The sequence below is a fragment of the Bacteroides intestinalis DSM 17393 genome (assembly GCF_000172175.1).
Classification (GTDB): Bacteria; Bacteroidota; Bacteroidia; order Bacteroidales; family Bacteroidaceae; genus Bacteroides; species Bacteroides intestinalis.
This window is the reverse complement of record NZ_ABJL02000008.1, coordinates 298,383-315,863: the sequence shown is the minus strand read 5'-3', so window position 1 is coordinate 315,863 and position 17,481 is coordinate 298,383. Positions and strand designations below refer to the sequence as shown.

Below are 17,481 nucleotides of genomic sequence, written 5' to 3'. Positions count from 1 at the left end.
AATGACTAAAAAAAGATATGCTGTAATATTGTTGAATTACAATACAGTTGAAGATGCAGTAATTGCAGCATCAAGTATTGTAGAGAACGCTATATCTGATGATTATGTGATATGCTTCGTAGATGGCTGTTCAACTAAAAATAATCAGGTCGAAATATTTATTTCTGCCAACATTCACAATACTTGTGTTTTAAAATTAGATGAGAATGTCGGATATGCAAGAGGAAATAATGCCGGGGTTCGGTATCTGTTAGAGAAGTATGAGATTGACTATTTGGTAATAATGAATCCGGATGTTGAAATTAGGACAAAGGGGTTAGTTGATAATCTTATTGATACCTTGTCTGAATTAGGTGAGCATTATTGTGGAATTCAGCCGTTAGTATGGACGCCTCACATTAGTAATGAAGCAAACAGACAAATTTGTATTAGAAAGGTTTATAGCTATTTTGATTGCATAATGGATAGCTTTTATCCTATTCGTAAACTATTTACCAGAAAATACCAAGAAATGGTATACTATAAAGAACGTCCATATGAGAGATTAATCGATTTTGAAGTTCCATCTGGATGCTTTTTCATAATAAAAACAGATGCATTCATGAAGGTTGGCATGTTTGATGAGAGAACGTTCTTGTATGCAGAAGAAATAATTCTAGGTTATAAATTAAAGAAAGAGCATTATAAGTTTATTCTGGATCCATCTTGGTTAGTGATACATGAAGGTGGAAAATCTACAGGATCTCATCATGGTACAGTTTCTAGTAGCTTTGTTGCTAAAGAAGAAATTAGATCTTTAGAAACATATATGAAATATTGTTTAAATTGTGGAAAGATAAAAATTCTTTTGGTGAAACTCCTTTTTATGTTCAATTATTATGTAAAGAAGGCATGTACTCTTGGATACTATAAACAATGAATATGGACAACGAGGAACGTAACAAAATATAAATATACGCAAAGTAACTCAAGGCACGGGAGCTTTCTTCTGAAAGCTTGGGCAGATTATATATTTTATGAGACGCAAAGATATTGATGGAATTTCAGGACTGATGATTGTTTATATGATATTTGTTCATATAGTAAACTTTACTCATACAGGGAATTTCTTTGTGGTTCTAATGCGACCACTTTTCTTTTTCATGCCGTGGTTCTTTTTTAAAAGCGGAATGTTCTTTTTCCATAAAAGTAATAATCAGATGTTTTTAGAGGGTAAAAAACTATTGTATCCTTATGTTAAATACTCGCTTTATGGCATAATAGTTTGGTCGGTAATTTTGTTTTTTTATGGAGAAACTTCTTGGGTAAAATATATATTGTCTCCGTTTTATCAGATATTGAAAGAAGGGGCTGTTATGGGTAATTTACCTCTTTGGTTTCTCGCTTCATTATTTGTTGCTAAATTAATGTACAATGCAATATGCAGTCAAAAATATTATTTGACACTTCTGTTTTTATGTATTATAGCTGCATATATACTTGATGTTATAAATTGTAATTATATTGTTTGGTTTGGCAATATTTTGTCTGGACTATTCTTTTTGGGAATGGGACATTTATTAAAAGATGTCCAGTATAAAAAAATAGTGTTTATTATATCTACGCTATTTTATGTGGCATACTTATCAATACCTTCGCTATTCTCTAATGTAGATATGAGAGCTAATCATTGTAATCATGGTTACTATTTACTATATGTATTAGGTTCTTTGAGTGGAATAATTATGATAAATAATATATTTTATTATTTGCCTCAAAATACATCCATATTGCATGCTATTGGTAGTAAATCGATGAATTATTATGTCATCCACTATTTGCTACTAGAGGTTGTTATATTGTTTTCTAATAAAATTTTTCATGTTGATATTGATTCACTATTGATGGTCTTTATTCTATCTCTGAACAGTTTCATTGTGTTACCAATAATTGCTAAATATGTAAATACTTCTAGGTTTATATAATGTTTGAGGTATATCTATTTCTGTGTAATATTGAGTATTTATTTTCTAGTGCGAATCAGTGGTTGAGGTTATAATTGAAGATACTCAGTAAATCATCATTATTGAAATCCGCTTCATCATGAGTTTAACTTAATCCCTGATTCATATTTCTAATTAGTTTAATGATAATTTTATGATTATAGTACGATTATGGGGAGGTTTAGGTAATCAACTTTTTCAGTATTCATTTGGACAATATCTCGAAATTGAAACTGATAAAAAAGTATTCTATGATGTTGCTTCGTTTGGAACATCAGATCAACTGAGAAAGTTGGAATTGTGTTCTTTTATACCTGACATACCGCTTTATAATGCATACTTTACTCGATATACAGGTGTCAAGAATCGTTTGTTTAAAGCTCTATTCCAATGGTCGAATACCTATTTATCAGAAAGCATGTTTGATATTTGTTTGTTAGAAAAAGCAAGAGGAAAAATCTTTCTACAAGGCTATTGGCAAGAGGAAAAATATGCGACATATTTTCCAATGCAAAAAGTACTTAGTGAGTGGAAAAATCCTAATGTTTTATCTGAAATAGAAGAAAACATCCGTTCTGCTAAAATCTCAGTTTCTTTGCATGTACGAAGAGGAGATTATTTTTCACCTAAGAACATTAATGTTTATGGGGTTTGTACAGAGAAATACTATGAGCAGGCTATAGATCGAGCTAATTCCGAAATTGAAGAGGATAAACAGTTCTTTGTTTTTTCAGATGATATATTGTGGGTGAAAAATCATGTATCCTTGCCAGAATCTACAGTTTTTGTTCCTAATCATGAAATATCACAATTTGCATATATCTATTTGATGTCTTTGTGTAAAGTAAATATCATTTCCAATAGTACATTCTCTTGGTGGGGAGCCTATCTTAATCAGCATAAGAATCAACTTGTTATTGCTCCTTCGCGCTGGACTTTTACTTCCAATAAAACTCTTGCTTTGGATAGCTGGACTAAAATTTGATAAGTATGAATCTTGTATACGTAGGTATTCCCTTCTATAATGCCGAAAAATATTTGGATTATGCCATACGATCTGTACTAAATCAGACTTATACCAACTGGAAAATGACTTTGATAGATGATGGAAGTACAGATTCATCATTGGCATTGGCTCGTAAATATACAAGTGATACACGAGTCAAAGTTATTTCAGATGGGCGGAATAAAGGACTCGTTTATCGTCTGAACGAACTCGTTAAACTAAGTGATTGTAAATATTTTGTTCGTATGGATGCCGATGATATTATGCACCCGCAAAGACTGGAAAAACAACTTAGATATTTGGAAGAGCATCCACAGGCAGATGTTGTTGGTAGCTGGGCATATTCGATTGATACTGGAAATCGAGTTGTTGGCATTTTGAAAAACAAGGTAAATCCGTCTGTAATAGGGGATGTATTTGCTCATGCATGCTTCATACATCCATCAGTAATGGGGAAAAGAGACTGGTTTAGTAATAATCCGTATGACTCAAGATATATTAGAGTTGAAGATATGGAACTTTGGTGTCGCACTATAGAGAAATCTAACTTTTATAATTTGTCTGAACCACTATTATTTTATCGTGAGATAGGTGTTCCGTATTTGTATAAATATCTTTTGTCAATGAAGGGGGTTAGGACTTTAATTATAAAGTATTATAGCGCTAATCTCTTAAAAAGATATGGAATGCTTATTATTAACTATGTAAAATGCTTATTATATGCCTTGTTTACTGTTTTTGGACTACAAAATATCTTGATAAAAAGACGCTCAAATAGTATATCATTTAAGTTGAAAACGGAGGCTTCAAGCAAATTGATGGCTGTTATAAAATAATTATTATGAATATTCTTCATGTTGTGAATATCTCTTTTGTAATTCCCTATTTTTTGGGTAATCAACTTTCATATTTTAATAAAAAAGGCTATAAAGAGTATATTGTATGCAGTAGTTCGCCTGAATTGGAATCTTTTTCCAGAATATATGGTTTTGAATATAAAGAGGTTGAAATCCTGAGAAAAATTTCTGTTATGAAAGATTTTGTGGCAATCTCTAAAACCATGCAATATATTAAATCTAAGCAAATAGATATTGTTGTTGGGCATACTCCTAAAGGGGCGTTAATTGCTATGATTGCAGCTTTCATTTTACGCGTTCCAGTTAGAATCTATTTTAGGCATGGTCTGGTCTATGAGACTTCGATGGGATTCAAAAGGAAGTTGTTAATATCAATAGATAAACTTGTCGCAGCTTTAGCAACTAAAATAGTGTGTGTAAGCCCTTCTCTATATAAGAAAAGTATTGATGATAAATTGAACTTAGTATCGAAACAAGTACTACTGTCTAAGGGTACTTGCAATGGCATTGATGTCGGTCGCTTCAATAAGGAGAACTTAGATTTAAAACGCTTAAAAGATTTGAAGGATAGTTTAGGAATAGCTGATTCTAGTTTTGTAGTGGGTTATACAGGTCGTTTAGTTCGTGATAAAGGTATTGTAGAATTGGTTAAGGCTTTTCAGATTCTTACCCAAAGGCATGATAATATGGTTCTGTTATTGGTTGGGATGATGGAAGAAAGAGATTCTTTACCTATAGAAATTAAACGATTTATACAAGATACTTCTAGCATAATAAATACAGGATATGTTTTAAATTCAATTATAGAATATTATTATGCCCTAATGAATGTTTTTGTTTTTCCTTCATATAGAGAAGGCTTTGGAATGTCAACATTAGAAGCTTCTTCAATGGAATTACCTATAATAACAGCTCGTGTAACAGGGTGTGTTGATTCAATAATTGAAGAACAGACAGGAGTGTTTGTAGAGCATACCCCTGAATGCATAATAAACGCTATTGAAAGGTTTTATTCTAATGAAAAACTTCGACTGAATTTTGGAAAGAATGGACGGAATTTTGTTGTTGATAATTTTGAACAGCATGTAATTTGGACGGAAATAGAGAAATTGTATCAATAATAAATTTAGATTCATAATGAAAAAAATAGCATTGCTTACAGGTATTACTGGACAAGATGGTTCATTTCTTGCCGAATTTTTAATAGAAAAAGGTTATGAAGTTCATGGTATCCTCCGTCGTTCTTCTTCATTTAATACAGGACGTATAGAGCATCTATATCTGGATGAATGGGTACGTGACATGAGGCAACAGCGACTAGTTAATCTTCATTATGGTGACATGACGGATAGTAGTTCATTGATTCGTATTATTCAGCAGGTACAACCTGATGAAATCTACAATCTTGCGGCACAAAGTCACGTAAAAGTGTCTTTTGATGTTCCGGAATATACGGCTGAAGCTGATGCTGTAGGAACGCTTCGCATGCTTGAAGCTGTCCGTATTTTGGGTTTAGAGAAAAAGACGAAGATTTATCAGGCTTCCACTTCGGAACTTTATGGTAAGGTACAGGAAATTCCCCAGAAAGAAACAACACCTTTCTATCCTCGTAGTCCATACGGTGTAGCAAAACAGTATGGTTTCTGGATTACGAAGAATTATCGTGAGAGTTATGGCATGTTTTCTGTAAATGGTATTCTGTTCAATCATGAAAGTGAGCGTCGGGGAGAGACTTTTGTAACCCGTAAGATAACTCTTGCCGCTGCTCGTATTGCACAAGGTTTTCAGGATAAGTTATATCTGGGTAATCTGGATGCCCGTCGTGACTGGGGGTATGCGAAGGATTATGTGGAGTGTATGTGGTTGATGCTACAACATGATACGCCGGAAGATTTTGTGATAGCTACCGGTGAGATGCATACAGTTCGCGAATTTGCTACTTTAGCTTTTCGTGAGGTTGGCATTGAACTGTACTGGGAAGGTGAGGGTGTTGATGAAAAAGGAATTGATGTGAATACAGGCAAAGTGCTTGTTGAAGTTGACTCGAAATATTTCCGTCCTTGCGAGGTTGAACAATTATTAGGTGATCCTACCAAAGCCAAAACAGTACTTGGTTGGAATCCTACGAAAACTAGTTTTCCTGAGCTTGTGAGGATAATGGTGGCACATGATATGAAGTTTGTGAAGAAATTATATCTTAAGTCGCAAGTTATAGAATAATAATTAGGATATTCCGATATTGCAAATTACCTTTGTAGAAAATGTTGAGATAATGAGTAAGTCTAAGGCATATAAAAAGCAGGAACTAATAGAGCAGACCGTCAATGAGCCTGTAATGGAATACCGTTCACCTTCTACGATAGGAGAAATAGAATTATTGTCGGACGAAATTATTATTGGGGCAGTAAAATATGCTCAAATAGCTCGTGAAAAAGGCCGGATGATACCTAATAGTGAGGTATATGGATTGTTAGCTGATAGATTGGGATGGAAGTAGTCTGGTCTGATTTGGCTATAGAGTCTCTTTATGATATACTATCATACATACAGGGTTTCTTTGGGAAAAAACGGCAAATAATATTGCTGTTAAAATTATATCTTTTATAGAGTCATTGGGAAGTTCTCCTTACGTAGGTAAGCGACTGTTGCATTTGTCTCAATATGGAGAATTAGATGCATTTTTTATAAACAAGACCATATTTATTATCAGATTTATGAGGATAGAATTGAAGTGATAATTATATGGGATGGACGACAAGATCCTTGTCGACTACAAAATCTTCTTATTGATTTTCTTACTAAACAGTAAGTATTCGTTTTTTATTTCTGCGATTTTATGAATATTCTTATTACCGGAGTTCACGGTTTCGTGGGTTCCAATTTTGTTATGGCTTTAAAGGAATATCATACTCTTTATGGCTTAGATATTGTTGCACCTGAAAAAGAGGGAGTAGTGAAAACTTTTGCTTGGGAAGATATTGAAACGATCTCTTTCCCTATGCAGAATTTACCCCAGTTTGATGCTATCATTCATCTTGCAGGCAAGGCACATGATACAAAGAATCAGTCTGCTGCACAGACATATTTTGATATCAATACAGGACTGACACAAAAAATCTTTGATTTCTTTCTGGAATCTACAGCAAAGAGGTTCATATTCTTCAGTTCTGTGAAAGCTGCTGCTGATAGTGTAGTGGGGGATATGTTGAGGGAGGATGTGATACCTGCACCAGTGGGACCTTATGGAGAGAGTAAGATAGCAGCCGAGAATTATATTCTTAGTAAGTTGAGAGTTGAGAATGGAGATTTGAGAGTTGCTATGCAGCGTGATAAACTGGTGTATATTCTTCGGCCCTGTATGATTCATGGCCCGGGTAACAAGGGGAACTTGAATCTACTTTATAATGTGGTAAAGAAAGGTATTCCTTGGCCTTTGGGAGATTTTGAAAATAAGCGTTCGTTCACTTCTATAGATAACCTTTGCTATGTGGTGGAAGGTTTGCTGACAAAGAATGTAACGAGTGGTATTTATCACATGGGTGATGATGAAGCTCTGTCTACCAATGAATTGATTGCTCTCATGTGTGAAGCTATGGGCAAGGAACCTCACATCTGGAAGATGAACAAGAAAATGATGGAAAGTTGTGCTGGTTTGGGAACATTGCTTCATTTGCCGTTGAATACTGAACGTCTTCGGAAGTTGACAGAGAATTACGTGGTGAGTAATGAGAAGATTAAAGCAGCACTTGGCATTGAACGAATGCCTGTTCGTGCTGCTGATGGGATTATGAAAACGATCTTATCGTTTTCAAATTAATAATAAACAATTCAAATTAAAGGGGCAAGTACGGTTATGTATTACCTGATTATACTAGTTCTGCTATTTTTGGCAGAACTTTTTTATTTTAGAATAGCTGATAAGTGCAATATCATCGATAAGCCGAATGAGAGAAGTTCCCATACCCGGATTACTTTGCGTGGTGGCGGAATCATCTTCTATTTTGGAGCTTTGGGCTATTTCCTGAGTAATGACTGGGGATATCTTTGGTTTATATTGGCATTGACTCTAATCACATTTATTAGTTTTGTGGATGATATCCGTTCCATTTCCCAAGGTTTGCGATTGGTGTTTCACTTCACTGCTATGGCTTTGATGTTTTACCAATGGGGCTTGTTTTCTCTTTCGTGGTGGTGGATTATTATAGCTTTGATTGTTTGTACAGGCATCATCAATGCCTATAATTTTATGGATGGTATCAATGGGATAACGGGTGGTTATTCGTTGGTTATCCTTGGTGCATTGGCTTATATCAATGCTGAAGTAACTCAGTTTGTAGAGCCTGCTCTAATCTATACCGTTTTCTGCTCCGTCCTGGTCTTCTGCTTCTTTAACTTCCGTAAGAAAGCGAGGTGTTTTGCCGGTGATGTCGGTTCTGTGAGTATTGCTTTTATTCTTCTTTTTCTGATAGGAAAACTTATAATTAAGACTGAAGATTTCAGTTGGATTATCTTATTGTCTGTCTATGGTGTCGACAGTGTTCTGACTATCATTCATCGCCTGATGCTTCATGAGAATATCGGTTTGCCCCATCGTAAACATATGTATCAATTGATGGCGAATGAATTGAAGATGCCTCATGTAGTGGTATCGCTGATTTATATGGCTATGCAGGTAATTGTAATAATAGGATATATATATTTCTTGGACCATGGCTATTTATATTTATCGTGTACTATTTTATTGCTTAGTATTATTTATATTGGATTTATGAAGAATTTCTTCTGTTTACATAGTCCTAATGGTAGGAGTGAAAAATAGAAAGGTGATAGTTTATAAAGTGTATATTACTGTGGACGGATATCCACATAGTTGTAGAAAAAATACTCAAATTAGGAAAATGTCTTTTATATGGTTTTGGCTTAAGTAGTTGATATATAGCGTGATACTTGTTTGGAAATAGTTTTGGCATGCGTCTTGTACTATATTATGTGAGAGCTAACAAGAAATGTTTAACTTAAACAATTAGAATTATGAAAAAGTTATTTTTAGCAGTAGCATTGGTAATGGGATTGGGTACTTCAGTAGCATTTGCTAACAACATGGTATCGGATGTTGAAATCGTAACGATGATCAACGAGTTTAAACCGATTGATGTAAAAGAACTCCCGCAGGCAGTTCAGGATGCCATCAAGGAAAACTACTCGGAAGCAACCATCAAAGAGGCAGCCGTTGAAGTTGCTGAAGATGGAACTAAGACTTACAAGGTAACATTGGTGGATGCAGCCGGTACCGAGAATCCGGTTCTTTTCAATGAAAAAGGGGAAGTTCAGAAATAAGTTATACACACAATTAAAAAGGTACTCTATCACAGGGTACCTTTTTTATAGAAACTAATGTAATCGCATTTAGGTAAGATAGAAGATGTTATTCGCAAAAAATTAAGTCTTTACTTTGATTTGATGATTATTAATAATCTGAAGAAAAAAATAGGAAAAGAATTGTTTATAGATAAAGAATCTGTAACTTTGTAATAAATAAAGACAGAAAATATGGAGAGTCAGAAAAAAGATACTAAACAGAAACATAAACGTAGTTCGAAGTTTACAACTCGAACCGTGAACGGGAAGGTGAGCAAACCTCGTTGTTCATTACGGCTTGTGGAAGTGCCTGATGATGAACTAAATCGTCTCCGTATAGATGTGTATCCTTATTTAATGTGATAGTGGAGTTAAAGTGCTATCCATATCATCTTGTGCAACGGGTTGACGACCCTTCAATTTCTCAAAATTCTTTTCTGAAATATAAGTTACTTTATAGCTTTAAATCTCCAAAGTCTCATCGGGATAGCCGTAACAGTATTCTATTATGACCGGATTGAATGAACCACGTGCCGTTGTGAATACTTGTGTGGCTTGTGGCCGATATGGAACCTACGATCGGCTGTTTACAATACCTTTATTGAAACCTGCAAGCAGGCGGGAATCAGTTTCCGATCTTTCTTCTGCAAGTACATGACGGAGATCCGGAAGGGTCGAACGGATTATGAGAACCTGCTTCCTATGACGATATGTCTAACCAATTAGTGAAAACAATTTAAAACTTAATATCCAAGACAAGTGACGAGTACCTACTGGCACTCGCCTGAAAGGTGTATACCATGTTTTGGACGCTTACGGCTGATAGGCTGGGTATAGATAAATAAGAGAGGATGTCAATCTTTAGAAAAATAATCATTTCTTTGTTTGATTGTTGCCCAAATAGTTGTACTTTTGTTTATGGGTAATATCAATGTATAATCGTATGGCAACAGTATCATTGAAAATACGTCTGAATTATAATCAGATATTAGAGTTAACTCAACAACTTTCTGATGATGATAAGTTGGAATTGAGCCGTGCACTTGCTGCTGAAACGAGAGGCATTAAGTTGAGACGATTATTAGAAACTTTTAAGACAGATGAAATTTCCCAAAAGGAGATAGATGCAGAAGTGGAAGCTGTTAGGCAAGAGGCGTATGAAAAGCGATTGCGAAATGAGAATAATTATTGATACAAATCTTTGGATTAGCTTTCTTATAGGCAAGAAGCTGTCTTGCTTGTTGGAACTCATATCTAATGGAAATGTAGAACTTGTAGTTTCTAAAGAACTTTTAGATGAGATTGAAAGCGTTGCTTCACGTCCTAAATTTGTAAAATATTTCTCCAAAGAGCATTTAGATATGCTATGGGATTTTTGGGCTCAAGAGACATTGTACTACGAAATAGGTAATATTTCTTCCCGTTGTCGGGATCCTAAGGATGATTATTTATTAGAACTTGCATTAGTGTCAAGAGCTGATTATCTGATAACTGGGGATAGAGATTTATTGATTGTGAAAGAAGTCGGTTCTTGCCAGATAATTACTGTCATGGAGTTTGACGCATTAACTTCTTCATTAGGGTGTTCTGCTCTCCTTCATGAAGATCTAGAAGATTATTACGCTATTGTTATTGGAGAATAGAGTAAATGTATAGTAACAACATAAAATGAAAGCCGCTATCCCTAAATCATCCGGATAGCGGCTTTTTTAAAATAGTGTGTTTATCAAACGCACTATTCACGCAATTTTTTGTATTTTTGCCGACTGTTTAATAGACACATCCGAAAAAACTTTAAAAAACGAAATAAAATGGCAGTAGAATTAAAAGACCTGACCAAACGCAGCGAGAATTATTCGCAGTGGTATAATGAGTTGGTGGTGAAGGCCGATCTGGCGGAACAATCGGCTGTGCGTGGCTGTATGGTGATCAAACCTTACGGATACGCTATCTGGGAGAAAATGCAGCGTCAGCTGGATGATATGTTTAAGGAAACAGGACACGTGAATGCCTATTTCCCTTTGCTGATTCCGAAGTCTTTCCTCAGCCGTGAAGCGGAACATGTGGAAGGTTTTGCAAAGGAGTGTGCAGTAGTAACACACCATCGTCTGAAAAATGCTCCTGACGGTAGCGGAGTAATTGTAGACCCGGAAGCTAAACTGGAAGAAGAACTGATTATCCGTCCTACTTCTGAAACCATCATCTGGAATACTTATAAGAACTGGATTAATTCTTATCGCGATCTGCCTATTTTGTGTAATCAATGGGCGAACGTGATGCGTTGGGAAATGCGTACCCGCCTCTTCCTGCGTACTGCAGAATTCCTGTGGCAGGAGGGACATACAGCACACGCTACTCGTGAAGAAGCTGAAGAAGAAGCAGTACGTATGCTGAACGTATATGCCGAATTTGCCGAAAAATATATGGCTGTTCCTGTAGTGAAAGGTGTGAAATCTGCCAATGAACGTTTTGCCGGTGCACTGGATACTTACACTATCGAAGCCATGATGCAGGACGGAAAAGCTCTGCAAAGTGGTACGTCTCACTTCCTTGGACAGAATTTTGCCAAGGCATTTGATGTGCAGTTCGTGAACAAGGAAAATAAAATGGAATATGTTTGGGCTACTTCATGGGGGGTATCTACCCGCTTGATGGGAGCACTGATCATGACTCACTCTGATGATAACGGACTTGTACTGCCTCCTCATTTGGCTCCGATACAGGTGGTTATCGTGCCTATCTATAAAAATGCAGAGATGCTGCAGAAGATTGATGAGAAGGTAGCCGGTATCGTTGCTAAACTGAAATCTATGGGTGTTTCGGTGAAATATGATAATGCCGATAACAAACGTCCGGGCTTCAAATTTGCAGACTATGAATTGAAAGGTGTACCTGTACGTCTTGTGATGGGTGGTCGTGATCTGGAAAACAATACAATGGAAGTAATGCGCCGCGATACGCTGGAAAAAGAAACCCGTTCTTGCGATGGTATCGAGGAATACGTAAAAGATCTGTTGGAAGAAATTCAAGCAAATATTTACCAGAAGGCTCTCAACTATCGTAACTCTCACATCACGAAAGTGGATAGTTACGACGAATTCAAGGAAAAGATTGAAGAAGGTGGCTTTATCCTTGCCCACTGGGATGGTACTACCGAAACTGAGGAGAAGATCAAGGAAGATACAAAGGCTACTATCCGTTGTATTCCTTTTGAAACTTTCTTGGATGATGATAAAGAACCGGGTATCTGTATGGTGACCGGTAAACCGTCGGCTTGCCGAGCTTTGTTTGCTCGTTCTTATTAATAGGATCTCAGTAAGATTATAGGAGAGGGCTGCACTTCCGTATAGGAGGATGCAGCCCTTTTAGGTTTAGAACAACTGTGTTTTTAGGCCGAATGATAAACTGAGGTAATCTTTAGGTTTCAGGTATTTGTTAAGGAATGCACTTACTATATACAAGTCGCATGTACTTATTTCGTAGTAGAAAGTAATGGCTCTTGCTCCCAAGCGCCAGCGTGGAGGTATGTTGTAAGTTAACCGTTGACCCAGGAAAGCGTGTATGCGTACTTTGGACGAAAAGCCATAGTAACCTTTCGGATAACGGTCTGGTTCATGTGTCCAGAATTCGCCTCCAAACACCGTATTAAAATACATGCCACAGGCAAGAGGTTCAACCGCAAAATCTTTTCCCAGTGAGATGCTCCAAGGCATATAGTTCTGCTTTAGGGTCATGGTGATTTTGGTGCGTTTGGAATCATATTTAGGCAGAATACCAAAGAGAATATCCGTTTCCCACTGGTTTCGTTTGCCATAATCCCATCCGGTACCAAGTGACAGCAATCCCATATTACCGGCAAATTGCAGTTTGGTATGAGTCGGTATCAGACTTTCCCAATGTTTCCGGTAACGATGGACACGCTTGTCATAACGACTGGAACGCTTTTTGCTAATATCGGCACTATCTATCTGTGTCGTTTCTTTTTCTATCCATATCGTATCATGTTTCACAATAATAATAGTATCCCTGAACACTTGGGCCGGCTCTGTATTTATTGTTTTCACTTCCTGTGCATAGCCGGTTGACGAATAGACAAGAAGGAAGCATGTCAATGCTTTAATAATAGACCACTTCGCGCTCATATCTGTCAGGAGTTACAGTGAATATATAGTAGCAACGGTTTTTCATGCAATCACTCATGTAGTACATCACGCCGTCATCAAAAAGATCCTCTTCGAATACATGATGTTCGTGAGCTGCCGTACAGAATAATAAATCGGGAAACCTCTTAATGCTATATTGGAAAACCTGAGCTACATTATTATTGAACTCGAAGCAGAATGGACGTATATGCATGGAGAAGATGGTACGGTCGTACTCCTCGCGGCGATCTTCCAACTGAGCATTGATGAAGTCAAAGTCAGGAATAGGACGGGAGTAATCGAACTCGAGAGCATTGGTATTCAGACAAACGAATTTGATGCGGCCGGCAATAAATGAGAAATTGGGATCACCGAAAATGGCGCGATAAGTTTCTTCACCTGTGCCGAGACAGTCATGATTACCAATGAGACCAACATAAGGAACTTTCAGCTTATTCATGATATCACGTTGCCACAGGAACTCGTCTGTGACACCAAAATCACTGAAATCTCCGCCATGGATGACGAAATCAATGTCATCTCGTTTATTGAGGTGATTGACAAAATCCTGGGTTTCATCATACCAACGTTGTGAATCACCCATGGTAACAAAACGGATTGTCGTCTTGTCTTTACAATTGGCTTCTATTTTTGCTATATTGCGGTTGTTGATATCCGTCGGACCACTGATACGCACATCATAAGGATGGTAGTCTATCATGTCGCAACCGCCCATAAACAGACCTATGAGCGGGATGAATAAGAGTTTAGATAGTTTCATGTGAATGATATTAATAGTATATATAATCTCTATATTGAAAACTGGATGCAAAGATAGAGTTTTCTTTTTGATTAATGATTGTCTTATATTCCTTTTTTCTGTCCTTTCATGCTACACTAATTATTCGATAGTTGTCTATTTTTTAGACGGAGTTGTCTAATTATTAGACACTTGATGGCTGGGCTTGGAAAGCTAATTCCTTGATAATAAACGGATTTTAAGTTTTGGCACGCTTTCTGCATTTATATAGTTAAAGTATTGCGTGTATTAATCTTAATATGCTAAAGAGTAGATTAAGAGAAATAACTAATAACTCATAATTTGAAGAACATCATGATTGAAATTAATGACATCAGTAAAGTATTCCGTACATCGGAAGTGGAAACAGTAGCATTGAACCACGTGAACCTTGAAGTGAAAGAGGGAGAGTTTGCAGCTATTATGGGACCGTCAGGTTGCGGAAAATCAACCCTGTTGAATATTCTGGGATTACTGGATAATCCGACGGAAGGTTCATATAAACTTCTGGGACAGGAAGTAGGGAATCTGAAAGAAAAAGAGCGTACACGCGTTCGTAAAGGTAAACTGGGTTTTGTATTCCAAAGCTTCAATCTGATAGACGAACTGAATGTGTATGAAAATGTGGAATTGCCTTTGACTTACCTGGGCATCAGAGCTTCCGAACGTCGCCGGATGGTGGAAGATATACTGAAACGAATGAATATCAGTCATCGTGCCAAACACTTCCCGCAACAGCTTTCCGGTGGTCAGCAGCAACGTGTAGCCATTGCTCGTGCTGTGGTTACTAATCCTAAGTTGATACTTGCCGATGAGCCGACCGGTAATCTGGATTCTAAGAATGGTACAGAAGTGATGAATTTGCTGACAGAGTTGAACCGGGAAGGAACTACTATTATCATGGTGACACACTCTCAGCACGATGCTTCTTTCGCCCATCGTACGATTCATTTGTTCGATGGCAGTATAGTGGCAAGTGTTGCAGCACAGGAAATGTAAGTTACGATTATTACAATAGTAAAGTATGAAACAAATCTATTATGTCATAAGGACTTTATTACGTGGACGCGGTTCGAATATTATCAAAGTCATTTCCCTTGGATTGGGATTGACGATGAGTATTTTGCTGTTTTCTCGTGTGGCTTTTGAACAAAGTTACGACACCTTCTACAAAGACTATGACAATTTATATCAGATATTCTCTATTTTTTCAGCTGATGGTGAACAGTTTGAGCCTCAAAAGCAAAACTGTGGCCCCGTGGCAGGTGCCATATTGGAAAACTTCCCGAAAGAAGTGGAAGCAGCCACCAGTATCGCCTATTTTCTCGGTGGTCCGTTGTATAATGGCAGTGTTCGTTTCGATGACGAGATACTGTTGGCAGACTCACTTTTTTTCCGAACTATGGGTATTGAGGTGCTGAGCGGAAATCCGGAGAATGAACTGGTACAACCGGATGTTATTTTTCTGAGCGACCGCTTGGCACAGAAAATCTTCGGCGGCGAAAATCCTATTGGAAAAGTGCTGAGCTACAATAAAGAAATAGCATTTACAGTGAAGGGGACTTATGCCGCTTTACCGGAAAATACTACGATGCGTCCCGAGGGAGTTGTATCTATGCCCACAGCTTGGAGTCGCAGTTGGGGTAACTATTCCTGGCGTGGGGGAGACAGTTACTACGAATATATCCGTTTCCGTCCGGGAGCTGACAAAGAGATTATCAATGCCCGACTGGATGACATGATACAGAAATATCGACCGGAAGAGGATAAGAAAGCTTATGGCTATACAGCTTTTGTGAAACCTATCCGTGATGTATATCGAAACGAAGACCAAGTGAAACGGATGGATAGCATTATGAGTATCCTAGCTCTTGCAATTCTTTTTGTTGCAGCACTAAACTATGTATTGATATCCATCTCCTCGCTTACTTACCGCGCGAAAGCGGTGGGAGTACATAAGTGTAGTGGTGCAAGTGGAGGTACTGTATTCTCAATGTTTCTTCTGGAGACAGGTATTATCATTGTACTGGCTCTGGTGTTAATGGGACTGATATTGCTTAACTTTCAGGAGTTTATAGAAGATACTACCGCAGCCAAGCTGAGTGTACTTTTTGCACCCGATCGTATTTGGGTACCGCTTGCTGTAGTGTTGGTTCTTTTTGTTGTGGGGGGAGTATTGCCAGGTAGATTATTTGCGCGGATACCGGTGTCGCAGGTTTTTCGTCGCTATACGGAAGGTAAGAAAGGGTGGAAACGTCCATTACTTTTTATCCAGTTCGCAGGTGTGGCCTTTATCTGTGGACTGATGTATGTAGTGATGGCGCAGTACAATTATGTGAAAGATAAAGATATGGGATATAATCCGCAGCGTGTAGCGGTGGGGAATGCTTATTTTGGTAGTGAGGAGGAGAGTGGACCGGCATTGCAGTTTTTCCGTGGTCTGCCTTATGTCGAAGAAGTTTCTTCTGCGGTCAGTACCCCTATCTGGAGCTATAGTGGCTCAATGATTGAAGGCGAAAGTGGACAGTCCCTCTTCTCAACACGCTACAGTTTTGCTCTTGAAGATTACTTTAAAATGATGGGTATGACAATGAAGGAAGGTCGTGCTCCGCGTGCAGCAGATGAAATAGTAGTGAATGAGGCTTTTGCGGAGAGGATGCGTTGGGGAGACAAGGCTTTGAACCACCCGTTACGTACAGAAGGCAAGAATTTTAAAGTCGTGGGTATATTGAAAAATTTTCATATAGGTTCCTATTACCAGCCACAGGATGTCATAATGTTCGGATATACCCGTACTTTCGGTAATACTGTCCATGTGCGTCTCAAAGAACCTTTTGCTGAGAATTTGCGGCGTCTGAACAAAGACGTAAGCGAAGCTTATCCGGACAAAACGATTGATTTTGCCGGATTGGAACAACGAATATTGGAACGGTATAATCCGGTTCGTGTCTTTAGCAATGCTACCATATTGGCGGCGGTAACCATGTTCTTTGTCATGCTGATGGGCCTGATAGGTTATACTACGGATGAAGTGCGCCGTCGTTCCAAAGAAATTGCCATTCGTAAAGTGAATGGGGCGGAATCTTCGGGGATATTGGAGTTACTTTCAAAGGATGTCCTTTATGTAGCGGGACCGGCTGTCATTATCGGTATTATTGCCTCGGCGTACGTCAATGAGATGTGGATGGATCAGTTTGCTGCACAGGTGCCGCTTTCGTGGCCGGTATATGTGCTGATAGCATTGGTTATCCTGTTACTTATTGTTGCTTGCGTCATCTGGAAGTCATGGCGGATAGCGAATGAAAATCCGGTGAATAGTATTAAAAGCGAATAAACG

At 37.7% G+C, this 17,481-nt stretch carries 18 protein-coding genes; 16 read left to right on the top strand and 2 right to left on the bottom strand.

Translation table 11 applies throughout. The features are described 5' to 3' along the window. Window position 1 precedes the first annotated feature (1 nt). The 14 genes from BACINT_RS10760 (at window position 2) to proS (ending at window position 12,508) form a co-directional block, all read left to right on the top strand. Window positions 2-919, top strand: a complete 918-nt coding sequence (locus BACINT_RS10760) for a glycosyltransferase family 2 protein (RefSeq protein ID WP_007662953.1) — start codon at window positions 2-4, stop codon at window positions 917-919. Between the two features lie 97 nt (window positions 920-1,016). Further along, window positions 1,017-1,964, top strand: a complete 948-nt coding sequence (locus tag BACINT_RS10755) for an acyltransferase family protein (protein WP_007662952.1) — start codon at window positions 1,017-1,019, stop codon at window positions 1,962-1,964. 172 nt (window positions 1,965-2,136) lie between these two features. Continuing rightward, window positions 2,137-2,967: an alpha-1,2-fucosyltransferase gene (locus BACINT_RS10750; RefSeq protein ID WP_007662951.1), complete on the top strand. Its 831-nt coding sequence runs from the start codon at window positions 2,137-2,139 to the stop codon at window positions 2,965-2,967. Window positions 2,968-2,972: 5 nt separating this feature from the next. Further along, window positions 2,973-3,824 carry a glycosyltransferase family 2 protein gene (locus BACINT_RS10745; protein ID WP_007662950.1) on the top strand — a complete coding sequence of 284 codons (852 nt, stop codon included), beginning with the start codon at window positions 2,973-2,975 and terminating at the stop codon, window positions 3,822-3,824. Between the two features lie 5 nt (window positions 3,825-3,829). After that, window positions 3,830-4,966 carry a glycosyltransferase family 4 protein gene (locus BACINT_RS10740; RefSeq protein ID WP_007662949.1) on the top strand — a complete coding sequence of 379 codons (1,137 nt, stop codon included), beginning with the start codon at window positions 3,830-3,832 and terminating at the stop codon, window positions 4,964-4,966. A gap of 16 nt (window positions 4,967-4,982) precedes the next feature. Beyond that, on the top strand, window positions 4,983-6,065 hold the full coding sequence (gene gmd / locus BACINT_RS10735) for a GDP-mannose 4,6-dehydratase (protein ID WP_007662948.1): 1,083 nt from the start codon (window positions 4,983-4,985) through the stop codon (window positions 6,063-6,065). A 52-nt stretch (window positions 6,066-6,117) separates the two neighbouring features. Then, window positions 6,118-6,342, top strand: coding sequence for a hypothetical protein (locus BACINT_RS10730; protein WP_021967342.1), 225 nt, complete (start codon window positions 6,118-6,120; stop codon window positions 6,340-6,342). A 339-nt stretch (window positions 6,343-6,681) separates the two neighbouring features. After that, on the top strand, window positions 6,682-7,662 hold the full coding sequence (locus BACINT_RS10725; protein ID WP_007662944.1) for an NAD-dependent epimerase/dehydratase family protein: 981 nt from the start codon (window positions 6,682-6,684) through the stop codon (window positions 7,660-7,662). A gap of 36 nt (window positions 7,663-7,698) precedes the next feature. Then, entirely contained in the window at window positions 7,699-8,664 is a 966-nt protein-coding gene (locus BACINT_RS10720) for an MraY family glycosyltransferase (RefSeq protein ID WP_007662943.1), read from the top strand. Between the two features lie 212 nt (window positions 8,665-8,876). Next, the gene (locus BACINT_RS10715) at window positions 8,877-9,182 is read left to right on the top strand and encodes a hypothetical protein (RefSeq protein WP_007662942.1); all 306 of its coding nucleotides are present in this window, start codon (window positions 8,877-8,879) and stop codon (window positions 9,180-9,182) included. Window positions 9,183-9,711: 529 nt separating this feature from the next. After that, window positions 9,712-9,861 carry a hypothetical protein gene (locus BACINT_RS24365; protein WP_007662940.1) on the top strand — a complete coding sequence of 50 codons (150 nt, stop codon included), beginning with the start codon at window positions 9,712-9,714 and terminating at the stop codon, window positions 9,859-9,861. A gap of 285 nt (window positions 9,862-10,146) precedes the next feature. Further along, on the top strand, window positions 10,147-10,395 hold the full coding sequence (vap15, locus tag BACINT_RS10710) for a type II toxin-antitoxin system VapB15 family antitoxin (protein WP_044155203.1): 249 nt from the start codon (window positions 10,147-10,149) through the stop codon (window positions 10,393-10,395). Beyond that, window positions 10,379-10,846: a putative toxin-antitoxin system toxin component, PIN family gene (locus tag BACINT_RS10705; RefSeq protein WP_007662925.1), complete on the top strand. Its 468-nt coding sequence runs from the start codon at window positions 10,379-10,381 to the stop codon at window positions 10,844-10,846. Before vap15 ends, BACINT_RS10705 begins: the two co-directional genes overlap by 17 nt. Window positions 10,847-11,014: 168 nt before the next feature. Beyond that, complete coding sequence (gene proS, locus BACINT_RS10700; RefSeq protein WP_007662924.1) at window positions 11,015-12,508, top strand: proline--tRNA ligase; 1,494 nt, start codon at window positions 11,015-11,017, stop codon at window positions 12,506-12,508. Between the two features lie 66 nt (window positions 12,509-12,574). Here proS and BACINT_RS10695 read toward each other — a convergent pair whose 3' ends face one another. Further along, entirely contained in the window at window positions 12,575-13,345 is a 771-nt protein-coding gene (locus tag BACINT_RS10695) for a hypothetical protein (RefSeq protein WP_007662923.1), read from the bottom strand. Continuing rightward, complete coding sequence (locus BACINT_RS10690; RefSeq protein WP_007662922.1) at window positions 13,320-14,126, bottom strand: metallophosphoesterase family protein; 807 nt, start codon at window positions 14,124-14,126, stop codon at window positions 13,320-13,322. The genes BACINT_RS10695 and BACINT_RS10690 overlap by 26 nt, the downstream gene beginning before the upstream one ends. Window positions 14,127-14,459: 333 nt before the next feature. On the opposite strand from BACINT_RS10690, the gene BACINT_RS10685 reads away from it, so the two are divergent. Beyond that, window positions 14,460-15,143: an ABC transporter ATP-binding protein gene (locus tag BACINT_RS10685; RefSeq protein WP_007662920.1), complete on the top strand. Its 684-nt coding sequence runs from the start codon at window positions 14,460-14,462 to the stop codon at window positions 15,141-15,143. Window positions 15,144-15,168: 25 nt separating this feature from the next. Continuing rightward, window positions 15,169-17,478, top strand: a complete 2,310-nt coding sequence (locus BACINT_RS10680; protein WP_007662918.1) for an ABC transporter permease — start codon at window positions 15,169-15,171, stop codon at window positions 17,476-17,478. Window positions 17,479-17,481 lie beyond the last annotated feature (3 nt).

Bases quoted from the DNA above. Each gene is read 5' to 3' on its own strand.
- BACINT_RS10685 (WP_007662920.1), top strand. From the start codon at position 14,460: ATGATTGAAATTAATGACATCAGTAAAGTATTCCGTACATCGGAAGTG.
- BACINT_RS10690 (WP_007662922.1), bottom strand. From the start codon at position 14,126: ATGAAACTATCTAAACTCTTATTCATCCCGCTCATAGGTCTGTTTATG.
- gmd (WP_007662948.1), top strand. From the start codon at position 4,983: ATGAAAAAAATAGCATTGCTTACAGGTATTACTGGACAAGATGGTTCA.
- BACINT_RS10755 (WP_007662952.1), top strand. From the start codon at position 1,017: ATGAGACGCAAAGATATTGATGGAATTTCAGGACTGATGATTGTTTAT.
- BACINT_RS10760 (WP_007662953.1), top strand. From the start codon at position 2: ATGACTAAAAAAAGATATGCTGTAATATTGTTGAATTACAATACAGTT.
- BACINT_RS10740 (WP_007662949.1), top strand. From the start codon at position 3,830: ATGAATATTCTTCATGTTGTGAATATCTCTTTTGTAATTCCCTATTTT.
- BACINT_RS10730 (WP_021967342.1), top strand. From the start codon at position 6,118: ATGAGTAAGTCTAAGGCATATAAAAAGCAGGAACTAATAGAGCAGACC.
- BACINT_RS10680 (WP_007662918.1), top strand. From the start codon at position 15,169: ATGAAACAAATCTATTATGTCATAAGGACTTTATTACGTGGACGCGGT.
- BACINT_RS10750 (WP_007662951.1), top strand. From the start codon at position 2,137: ATGATTATAGTACGATTATGGGGAGGTTTAGGTAATCAACTTTTTCAG.
- proS (WP_007662924.1), top strand. From the start codon at position 11,015: ATGGCAGTAGAATTAAAAGACCTGACCAAACGCAGCGAGAATTATTCG.
- BACINT_RS10715 (WP_007662942.1), top strand. From the start codon at position 8,877: ATGAAAAAGTTATTTTTAGCAGTAGCATTGGTAATGGGATTGGGTACT.
- vap15 (WP_044155203.1), top strand. From the start codon at position 10,147: ATGGCAACAGTATCATTGAAAATACGTCTGAATTATAATCAGATATTA.
- BACINT_RS10745 (WP_007662950.1), top strand. From the start codon at position 2,973: ATGAATCTTGTATACGTAGGTATTCCCTTCTATAATGCCGAAAAATAT.
- BACINT_RS10725 (WP_007662944.1), top strand. From the start codon at position 6,682: ATGAATATTCTTATTACCGGAGTTCACGGTTTCGTGGGTTCCAATTTT.
- BACINT_RS24365 (WP_007662940.1), top strand. From the start codon at position 9,712: ATGACCGGATTGAATGAACCACGTGCCGTTGTGAATACTTGTGTGGCT.
- BACINT_RS10720 (WP_007662943.1), top strand. From the start codon at position 7,699: ATGTATTACCTGATTATACTAGTTCTGCTATTTTTGGCAGAACTTTTT.
- BACINT_RS10695 (WP_007662923.1), bottom strand. From the start codon at position 13,345: ATGAGCGCGAAGTGGTCTATTATTAAAGCATTGACATGCTTCCTTCTT.
- BACINT_RS10705 (WP_007662925.1), top strand. From the start codon at position 10,379: ATGAGAATAATTATTGATACAAATCTTTGGATTAGCTTTCTTATAGGC.